Source organism: Cyanobium sp. BA5m-10 (assembly GCF_024346255.1).
GTDB classification, from domain to species: domain Bacteria; phylum Cyanobacteriota; class Cyanobacteriia; order PCC-6307; family Cyanobiaceae; genus Cyanobium_A; species Cyanobium_A usitatum.
Genome location: NZ_JAGQCP010000074.1, coordinates 1 through 8,519, shown reverse-complemented (window position 1 = coordinate 8,519; position 8,519 = coordinate 1). Strand labels below are relative to the sequence as shown.

Genomic DNA, 8,519 nt, shown 5'->3' with positions numbered 1-8,519 from the left:
GAGTACACGAAATAAAGGTCGGCCACCAGGGTGCGGTAGCTGGCCTTATCCACCACCCCCTTGAGGAAGCAGCTCACGAAGCCGGTGTTCTCCGCCATCGTGTGGGCCTTTTTGGTGCCTTCACGCAATTGGGAGGCGAGCGCAACAGCCATAGGTGCCGGTCTGAGGGACATGTATGTCGGCAGCAACTTAGAGGGGGCACCCTGGATTGGTTTGCCCCTTTGCGAAGAGTTCACGTCAGTGGTAGCGGGCCAGCAATGAGCATTAGTACTGCGGCTGGCTCTCACTCATTGAGAGCCGGGCTTCAGCGGACCTGCCGAAATAATGCCCAAGCTGAAATTTCGAACCGGCCCGGGCACTGGCAACATCACTTGGAGCCCGCGTCTCGCGACAGCACCCATGGCCGACGACGACGCCAGCCCCCCCCAGGTAGGCAAACCCATCAGTGAGCAAGAAGCCCTGCACCGGCTCCGCCAGAGCGAAGACACCTCCCAGCAGTACTACGGAGCCTGGTGGCTGGGCCGAATGCGCAGCCAGCACCCGGAGGCGGTGCCCCTGTTGCAACAAGCCCTGCGTCGACGCCGGCCCAGGGATAGCGGAGAAGGCGTCGAGGAGAACGCAGTAGCTCGTAATGCTGCCCGCGCCCTCGGCAAACTGGCTCCAGCAGCACAAACGGCCATCCCCGACCTGCTCGATACCCTGCAGGATGCCGATGACGGACTACGGGAAGCGGCAGCCCGGGCCCTGGGCCAACTCGCGGCCAGCGAAGCCATTGAGGCGCTCTGCGAGAAGTTAGCCAGCGGTCCCGCCGTGGCTGGCGCCCAGCAGGCCAACAGCCACCGCCTGGTGGAACCCTGCGAAGCCCTGCTGGAAGCCTTGGGCGACATCGGCGTCAACGAACCGCGGGTGCTGGCCGTGGTGAAACCCTTCCTCGCCCACGAGAGCCCCCTGATCCGCAGCGCTGCGGCGCGCACCCTGCTGCAACTAAGCGGTGAGGCGCGCTGGGGGGAACTGCTTGTGGACCTACTTGACCATCCCCAGCTTCAGGTGCGTCATGCAGCCCTGATGGACCTAGGTGCCGCCGGCTGGCGGCCTGGATTTAAAGCCATTGCCGCCACCCTGGCCGAAAACAGTCTGAAATTGATGGCCCTGCGGGGGCTGGTGGAACAGGGCAGCGGCGACCCCGGCGACGAGGCCCTGCTGGCCTGCATGGACGCCTTGCTATGAGCATGGACTCACCGGTGCCAGCTCGAATTGCAGCCCTGCAACAGGCCGGCAGCGCCCTTGCCCTATTGCAAGCCACCCAGGAACTGGCCAGCTGCGCCGATGCCAGCGCCGCTCCCGTGCTGGTGGAGGTGTTGGGCTTCAACAACCCCGGTGCGGCGGTAGCCGCCGTGAAGGGGCTGATCAGCCTGGGGACAGCGGCCGTGGATGCCCTGTTGCAGCTCGACCCAGTAAATTACGGGGCCCGGGCCTGGGCCGTGCGCGCCCTCGCCGGCATCGGCGATGTGCGCGGGCTAGAGCTGCTGCTCGATGCCCTCGGCAGCGACGTAGCTGCCAGCGTGCGCCGGGCTGCCGCCAAGGGACTTGGCCAGTTGCAGCTGGCCGAGCTCCCCCCTGACCAACAGCAGGACGTCCAGCGCCAATGCCTAGGAGCGCTACTGGCCGCCACCAGCGACGGCGAGTGGGTGGTGCGCTACGCGGTGGCAGTGGGGCTGGAGTTGCTGGCTGCTGGCCTGCCCGCGGGAGGCCAGCAGAGGCAGCTGGCCCAACAGGGCCTGCTCACACTCCAGGAAGCGGCTGATGGCACTCCTCCGGTGGTGCAGAGGCGCGCCAAGTTGGCCCTTTCACGGCTGGAGCTGTAATGAAGAAACGGGTGCTGTTTGTCTGCCTGGGCAACATCTGCCGCTCCCCAGCCGCTGAAGGGGTGTTTTTGCACCTGCTGGAGCAATCTCAGTCTGGTGAGCGCTTTGTGGTGGATTCGGCTGGCACCGGGGGCTGGCATGTGGGAAAGGCTGCCGATGCCCGCATGCGCGCAGCCGCCAGCCGCCGCGGCATCCACCTAGCGAGCAAGGCGCGCCAGTTGGAGCTGGCCGACCTCAACCGCTTCGACCACATCCTCACCATGGATGCCAGCAACCTGAGCCAGGTGCAGGCCCTAGCCCAGGAGGCTGGCGGCAGCAGCGTCGCCCGCATCGAGACCCTGCTCAGCTACCGCAGCCGGTTTGATCTCAGCGAAGTGCCCGATCCCTACTACGGGGGAGACGAGGGGTTTGAGCACGTCCTCGACCTGCTAGATGACGCCTGCCGCGGCCTACTGAAGGCCCTAGACGATTAGTTCTCACCAGCGCCCGGGCCAGGCCTCCTCCGGAACCCTCTCGCGGAACAGGTCCACGAGTGCCTGGATCACAGCCTCAATGGCCATACCGTCCGTAACCAGCTCCACCGCATCCTCTGCCTGGCACAGCGGCGCCACCTCCCGGCTGGAATCCTGGTGATCACGGGCAACTATCTGGGCCTCCAGTTCAGCCAGAGGTGGCACGTCAAAGCCCCGCCGCTCGAGGTCTTGGGCGCGACGGCGGGCCCGCTCCGCCGCAGTGGCCGTGAGAAAAACCTTGAGCTCGGCGTCGGGGAAAACGGCGGTGCCGATGTCGCGGCCCTCGGCCACCAGCCCCCCCTTAAGCCCCATGGCCTGCTGCTGGGCCGTGAAGGCCTGGCGCACACAGCCGTGGGCAGCCACCAGGGAGACCTGGGCCGTTACCTCCGGGCTGCGAATCGCCTCGGTCACGTCGAAGCCATTGATGCTGACCAGCTGCTCGCCGGCTCCGCCGGCACTGAGCTGCAGATCCAGGCCCAGAAGAAGGGCTTCCACAGCCGCAGCATCTGCAGGGTCAGCTCCCTGGCGCAGCACCCACCAGGTGAGGGCCCGGTACATGGCGCCGGTGTCTAAGTAAACCAGGCCCATCTGGCGGGCAAAGGCACGGGTGACGGTGCTCTTGCCCGCCCCCGCTGGTCCATCAATGGCAACGATCGGCAGACGAGACATCAGAAAACAATGGTCGATCAGGCGGCTTGAACCGCAGTGCACCGCAGCGGCGAGCAGGGCCAGGCCTTGCACTTGCTGCAATGGCTCCAGGCTATGGGGAGCCACAAGCTCCACATAATCCACCCTCAGGCCCGCCTCTTCCAGTTGCTGGGCCAGCTGGGAGCTCAGCGCTGTGGCCTGGGAGAGGCCGCCACGCACTTGGGCAGCCGCAGCCGCCAGACCAGCGGGCAGCGCCGAGGCCTGCTGGCGCTGGGAGGGGGAAAGGCGACGGTTGCGGGAGCTGCAGGCGAGCCCATCGATCTCCCGCACTGTGGGACAGCCATGAATGCGCAGCGGCAAGCCCAGATCCGCCACCACCCGCCTCAGGATCACCAGCTGCTGCCAATCCTTTTCGCCAAGCAGCAGGAGATCAGGGCGCACCAGGGTTAACAAGCGAATCACCACGGTGGCCACCCCCTCAAAGTGCTGGGGCCGGTGGCGGCCACAGAGCCCCTGGCGCAAAAGCAAAGGCGGCGCCACCCGGGTCAAGCCGGCCTCGCCCCGGGGGTAGATCTCCGCCACGCTGGGAGCAAACAGGGCCGTGGCACCGGCGGCGGCGGCTAGATCAATGTCGGAGCGGAGGTCCCGGGGATAGGACTCAAGATCTTCCCCAGGACCGAACTGGAGGGGATTGACAAACACACTCAGCAACACGGAGGGGGGCTGGCCTGACCCTTGCCTCAGTGCCGCTGCCCGGCGAATCAGCTGCTGATGACCCTCGTGCAGGGCCCCCATCGTGGGCACGAAATGCAGGGGGCCCTGCTGCTGCTGCCGCCAGGCGGCTAGGTCTTGGCAATTTTCGAGCAGGTCCAAGAAAAGAGCGGCGGCAGCCAACAAAAAACCCACCCGCCAGATTGGCGGATGGGCTGATCAAGGGAGCCGGCATTGCTCAGCTCACTGGAGCACTTCGAGACGGACTTGAGCTACGCCACTGGCGGTGAGACCTAGGGATTGGGCAGCTCCATGGGCAATGTCAATCACTCGATTGCCGTGGAAAGGACCCCGGTCGTTGATGCGCACAACGGCGGTGCGGCCGTTCCAGAGGTTGGTCACACGCACCTTGGTGCCGAAAGGCAGGGTGCGGTGGGCTGCCGTGAGGGTGCCAGGACGAAAGACTTCGCCATTGGCCGTGCGATTTCCAAAAAAGCCGGGACCGTACCAACTGGCCTGACCCTTGGAGCTGTGCACCACACGGGGCGCTGGCTTGGGGGCAGGAGCGATACGGGTCGGAGGTGCCTGCTTGATCTGGGTGTCACTTGGTGACAGCTCCACATCAACCTCGCGGATGGCGACTGCAGGCGTTGGGCCTTGGGGCTCAGGGCTAGAAACAGCCATCGCTACAGCATCATTGCTAGTTGCGGCGAGGCTGGACTCGGCGATGGCGGGAACCAAAGCACTACCGGAGAGGAGCAGGGCGAGGGCCCCAAGGGAGAAGGTGCTGCGCATAACAAACGAAACTCGCCGCTGTTGCGGCAATCACCAGCCAGAGGCAATTAGTGATTCGTCAGCGTTGGATTCGCTCTCAAACTGAATGGAGTTGAGGTACGAATTCGCGTTCGGGGTTCCTATCGGGAATTGACGACAGGGCAAAGTTAACTCCTTCAGCTGGCCGTTTCGGCTAAAAACGACACCTACAAGATTGATCAGCAATTGTCATCCAAGCGGCCAGGGCAGGCGCCTACAGGGCTGAGCGGGGGTCGACAAGGCCACCAAGGATCAGCGACCCGAATGGCAATCATCAGCGCAGCTAATCACTCGTGGTGCCAATCGGGCAATTGGCCCCGAATTTGGGCAGGTGGCATCAGAGGATCGGAGCTGCAGATGGGTTCGCACGGGATGGACTACCGCACAGCCGGGGTGGATGTGGTCGCAGGCCGGGAGTTTGTAGAGCGGATCCGATCCAGTGTTGAAGCCACCCGGCGCCCTGAGGTTGTGGGCGGACTCGGAGGCTTCGGGGGCCTATGCCGACTGCCCGCCGGGCTGCGGGATCCCCTGCTGGTCTCGGGCACCGACGGGGTTGGCACCAAGCTTGAGCTGGCTCAGGCCTACGGCCGCCACCACGATGTGGGCATCGACTTGGTGGCGATGTGCGTCAACGACGTCATCACCAGCGGGGCGGAGCCGCTTTTCTTCCTTGATTACATAGCCACAGGCAAGCTCAGCCTGGAGGCCATGGCTGAGGTGGTGGAGGGCATCGCCGACGGCTGCCGCCAAAGCGGCTGCGCCCTGCTTGGCGGCGAAACGGCCGAAATGCCTGGCTTCTATGCCCCGGGCCGCTACGACCTGGCCGGTTTCTGCGTGGCCGTGGTCGAGGCAAGCGCCCTGATCGATGGACGGGCGGTTAGCGCAGGGGATCGCATCCTGGCGGTGGCCAGCAGTGGGGTCCATAGCAATGGCTTCAGCCTGGTGCGCCGCATTCTTGAGAGCCAGGCGGTCGATGAACTCACGACCCTGCCCAACAGCAACCAAAACCTGATAGATGCCCTGCTCGCCCCCACCCGTCTTTACGGAACCTTGGTTAAAGCCTTGCTTGCCAGCAAGGTGCCCATAAACGGCATGGCCCACATCACTGGCGGCGGCCTGCCTGAAAACCTGCCCCGCTGCCTGCCCTCTGGAGTGCACGGCGTGATCGACCCAACTAGCTGGCAGCGTCCAGCTCTGTTCCACTGGCTGCAGCAAGCCGGCGAGGTGCCGGAGGCCGATCTCTGGAACACCTTCAATTTGGGGGTGGGTTACTGCCTGGTGGTGCCGGCAACTGCAGCGGATCAAGCTCTCGCAATCTGCCAAGACACTGGCTACGAGGCCTGGGAGCTGGGCGCGGTGGCCAATGGCAGTGCTGGCGAGCAACCGCTGGCAGGACTTCCCTTCAACGCTTGATCAGCCCGGCTGCCAATGGCCAATTGCATCAGAGTGGGCTGCTGGCCCGGTCGTAAGCCGCTCTCCTGCCTAGGGTAATGACTTCAAAGTTGATCAACACCTATCGACCGGTTCCAGAGCCAGGGCGATGTTCGAGCCATACGTAGTTGGATTAGGAGTGGCGTCATGACGCAATCAATAGGTTCACCACAGCGAATAGCGCCCCCAAGCCCCTTGGGCACCTCCGCTGCACCTCCCCTCGGCACCGGTCAACGCATCACCCGCCGCCGCAGCTCGGCCGGCCCCGTAGCCCCAACCCGGCCGCAGCGCCCCCGAGAGCTTCAGGCAGCGCCCCAGCGGGGGGGGGTGAGGCCCACCTTCCTCACCCTGCGAGATCACGGCAAGGTCTATGTAGCCGACCTGCCCCGACTCTCAGACGGCCAACTGGCCCACGTGACCAAGGAAGCGCGGGAAGTGCTTGAAAGCCTGGGCCGCCGGCTTGAGGAGCTTGAGGCTCAGCCTTTCTTATCCCAGGCCGAACAGGACACCAGGATCCGGGCTTCCACCAAGCGGGATGTCACGGAGCGCTTCCTGCGCTCAATCGATGACGAGCTGCAGCTTCGCCACAACAACCCCGCACTGAGGGCAGCGGCTGGTGAGTCTCTGGCTCGAGCCTTCCTGGAGCTGGCACGCCACCGGCTGCCTGGAGCCACCTTCGATTCCCTGCTGCAGGAAGCCCTGGCAGCCTGCGGCCCCGAAGCGGCCGCCGAAGCGGAAAGCCTCGGTGACCACGGTCCCAGCCCTGTGGTGCCCCTGGTACGCCACCAGGCCATGCCGGTGGTGCTCACCCTCGATCCAGCCCCCCAGGCCAGCTAGTCGCTCAGGAAGGGATTGGCAGGCATGCCCACCTGCAATCCCAGCGCCAGATCATCTAAACGGCGGCGCTCCTGCTCAGACAGGTTCCAGGCCAGGGCCGCCGCGGCCTGCTCCACCTGCTCCGGACGGCGCAAGCCGGGAATCGGCAAAGCGCCGTGGGCCCGGCACCAGTTGAGGGCCACCGCCGCCAGGCTGGCGTCGCGATTGGCGGCGATTCGGGCCATCTCAGCCTGGAGCTCAACCAAGGCGGGAGCTAGCCGGCGGAATAGAGCTCCCCTTGGTCCCCTAGGTAAAGGCCCAGCCGCCATTGATCTGGCCAGCAGCCCCAGGGCCAGGGGGCTGTAGGCGATCAAACGGATACCCAGCTCACGGCAGACCTCCGCCACGCCGCCCGGCTGGATCGGATCGGGTGCCAGCAGCGATAGCTGTACCTGGAGGCTGCTGAGATGCACCCCCCGCTCGGTCAAGCGCCGGTGCACCGCCCGCAGGCGACGGGGCCCCATATTTGAAACGCCAAGGGCCGCCACCTCCCCCTGCTGCACCAGATCAGCCAGACCCTCCAGCAGGGGCCCCTCCTGCCAGGGGGCGTAGCGAGCCGTGCTCCAGTGCAACTGCACCAAATCAATTCGACCGGCAAGGCGCCGTTTCGAAGCCGCAAAAGCCCGTTCATAGCCGCGGCGCCCCAGTCGCCAGGGGAAGGGGGCGAGCTTGGTAGCCACCAGCAGCTGGTCGCGCTGGGTCGCCGGTAGGGCCGCCGCAAAGCTGCCCAAAAGGGCCTCACTGCGGCCGTTAAACCTGCCAGTGCCGTAGGAATCCGCGGTATCAAAGGTGTGCAGGCCGCAGGCCACAGCCCGCCGGAAGGTGGCTTCAAGCACCGGATCCTGGCTCGGGTCGTAGCCCCAAAGAAATTGATTTCCCCAGGCCCAAGTGCCAACGCCGATGCCGGGCTGCCCCACTGGATGCGCCATCGTGGAGTTACTTGCCAACCCTGATACTCCCCAAAATGTCCGATGCCCTTAACCCCGGCAGCACCGCCAGCTTGCCCAATGCTGCAGCCGAACCGGCGCTCCCCCCAGACCCGGTTCTTTGCCAACACTGCGGACGCACCGCCAGCAATGGCATCAGCTGCCAGGGCAGCTGCGTGGCCGACTCGGGCTACTGAGCACTCCCATGGCTCGGATGTTCAGCCTGGGCCTGATGCTGCTGGCCTGGGCCAGCGCCGCCCAAGCAGGGGGCTTCGGGCGCTGGGAGATCGGGCTAAGGGGCTGCTCGCTGAGACACGGCCAGATGGGGCAACCCCAGCTACTGCGCGAACAGAAGCAGAACTGCGTCCGGTTGCGGCTTAAACAAAACATGGAGGGGCTGCTGAGTGTGCGCCTGATCACGCCCTCTGCCAACCAACTATTCGGCAGCAGAAGCCTGGTCTTCGCCGGTGTGCTCGCCCCCGGTCAAAAGCCGATGCGCTGCGGCGCCGATGGCGAATGCAAACCGCAATGGCCTATCCGGCTGGATGTGACCACGGTTGCCACCAGCGTGGAATTAGACGGATCTCCAGCGCCCACCTTGCCCCGGGCCCAGCTAGCCAAAGGGACATGCCTGCTGGAACGCCATCGCCTGAGGTGCGAGGCCAGTGATTCCAGCGGACAGAGTTGGGAAGCTCAGGCCCGCCTCTGAAATGAGGCGGAGCTTCAAGCCGAAGCCA

11 protein-coding genes are annotated in these 8,519 nt (G+C 65.2%); 7 read left to right on the top strand and 4 right to left on the bottom strand.

Annotated elements, in window-relative coordinates:
• Nucleotides 1-152, bottom strand: a 152-nt coding sequence (locus tag KBY85_RS15065) for a biliverdin-producing heme oxygenase (RefSeq protein WP_254962275.1), incomplete at its 3' end; no start/stop codon positions are given.
• Between the two features lie 247 nt (nucleotides 153-399).
• Between KBY85_RS15065 and KBY85_RS15060 the strand changes: the two genes are divergently transcribed.
• From KBY85_RS15060 to KBY85_RS15050, 3 genes are read left to right on the top strand one after another with little or no spacing between them, the layout of a single operon-like run.
• Nucleotides 400-1,227: a HEAT repeat domain-containing protein gene (locus KBY85_RS15060; RefSeq protein ID WP_254962272.1), complete on the top strand. Its 828-nt coding sequence runs from the start codon at nucleotides 400-402 to the stop codon at nucleotides 1,225-1,227.
• Nucleotides 1,224-1,865, top strand: coding sequence for a HEAT repeat domain-containing protein (locus KBY85_RS15055; protein ID WP_254962271.1), 642 nt, complete (start codon nucleotides 1,224-1,226; stop codon nucleotides 1,863-1,865). Before KBY85_RS15060 ends, KBY85_RS15055 begins: the two co-directional genes overlap by 4 nt.
• Complete coding sequence (locus KBY85_RS15050) at nucleotides 1,865-2,338, top strand: low molecular weight protein-tyrosine-phosphatase (protein ID WP_254962270.1); 474 nt, start codon at nucleotides 1,865-1,867, stop codon at nucleotides 2,336-2,338. Before KBY85_RS15055 ends, KBY85_RS15050 begins: the two co-directional genes overlap by 1 nt.
• A gap of 3 nt (nucleotides 2,339-2,341) precedes the next feature.
• On the opposite strand, the gene KBY85_RS15045 is transcribed toward KBY85_RS15050, so the two are convergent.
• Both KBY85_RS15045 and KBY85_RS15040 read right to left on the bottom strand, forming a co-directional pair.
• Nucleotides 2,342-3,898: a bifunctional pantoate--beta-alanine ligase/(d)CMP kinase gene (locus KBY85_RS15045; RefSeq protein WP_254962274.1), complete on the bottom strand. Its 1,557-nt coding sequence runs from the start codon at nucleotides 3,896-3,898 to the stop codon at nucleotides 2,342-2,344.
• 81 nt (nucleotides 3,899-3,979) lie between these two features.
• Nucleotides 3,980-4,531, bottom strand: a complete 552-nt coding sequence (locus KBY85_RS15040) for a septal ring lytic transglycosylase RlpA family protein (protein WP_254962268.1) — start codon at nucleotides 4,529-4,531, stop codon at nucleotides 3,980-3,982.
• Between the two features lie 390 nt (nucleotides 4,532-4,921).
• On the opposite strand from KBY85_RS15040, the gene purM reads away from it, so the two are divergent.
• Together purM and KBY85_RS15030 are read left to right on the top strand one after the other, a co-directional pair.
• A complete protein-coding gene (purM, locus tag KBY85_RS15035; RefSeq protein WP_254962273.1) occupies nucleotides 4,922-5,962 on the top strand; it encodes a phosphoribosylformylglycinamidine cyclo-ligase in 1,041 nt (346 codons plus the stop codon).
• A 213-nt stretch (nucleotides 5,963-6,175) separates the two neighbouring features.
• Complete coding sequence (locus tag KBY85_RS15030; protein WP_254962267.1) at nucleotides 6,176-6,817, top strand: hypothetical protein; 642 nt, start codon at nucleotides 6,176-6,178, stop codon at nucleotides 6,815-6,817.
• On the opposite strand, the gene KBY85_RS15025 is transcribed toward KBY85_RS15030, so the two are convergent.
• Nucleotides 6,814-7,785 (bottom strand): aldo/keto reductase, encoded by a 972-nt coding sequence (locus tag KBY85_RS15025; RefSeq protein WP_254962266.1) that lies wholly within the window; start codon nucleotides 7,783-7,785, stop codon nucleotides 6,814-6,816. The genes KBY85_RS15030 and KBY85_RS15025 overlap by 4 nt on opposite strands.
• A 35-nt stretch (nucleotides 7,786-7,820) precedes the next feature.
• On the opposite strand from KBY85_RS15025, the gene KBY85_RS15020 reads away from it, so the two are divergent.
• Both KBY85_RS15020 and KBY85_RS15015 read left to right on the top strand, forming a co-directional pair.
• On the top strand, nucleotides 7,821-7,979 hold the full coding sequence (locus KBY85_RS15020) for a hypothetical protein (RefSeq protein ID WP_254962265.1): 159 nt from the start codon (nucleotides 7,821-7,823) through the stop codon (nucleotides 7,977-7,979).
• Nucleotides 7,980-7,987: 8 nt separating this feature from the next.
• Nucleotides 7,988-8,491 (top strand): hypothetical protein, encoded by a 504-nt coding sequence (locus KBY85_RS15015; RefSeq protein WP_254962264.1) that lies wholly within the window; start codon nucleotides 7,988-7,990, stop codon nucleotides 8,489-8,491.
• The last annotated feature ends 28 nt before the right edge of the window (nucleotides 8,492-8,519 follow it).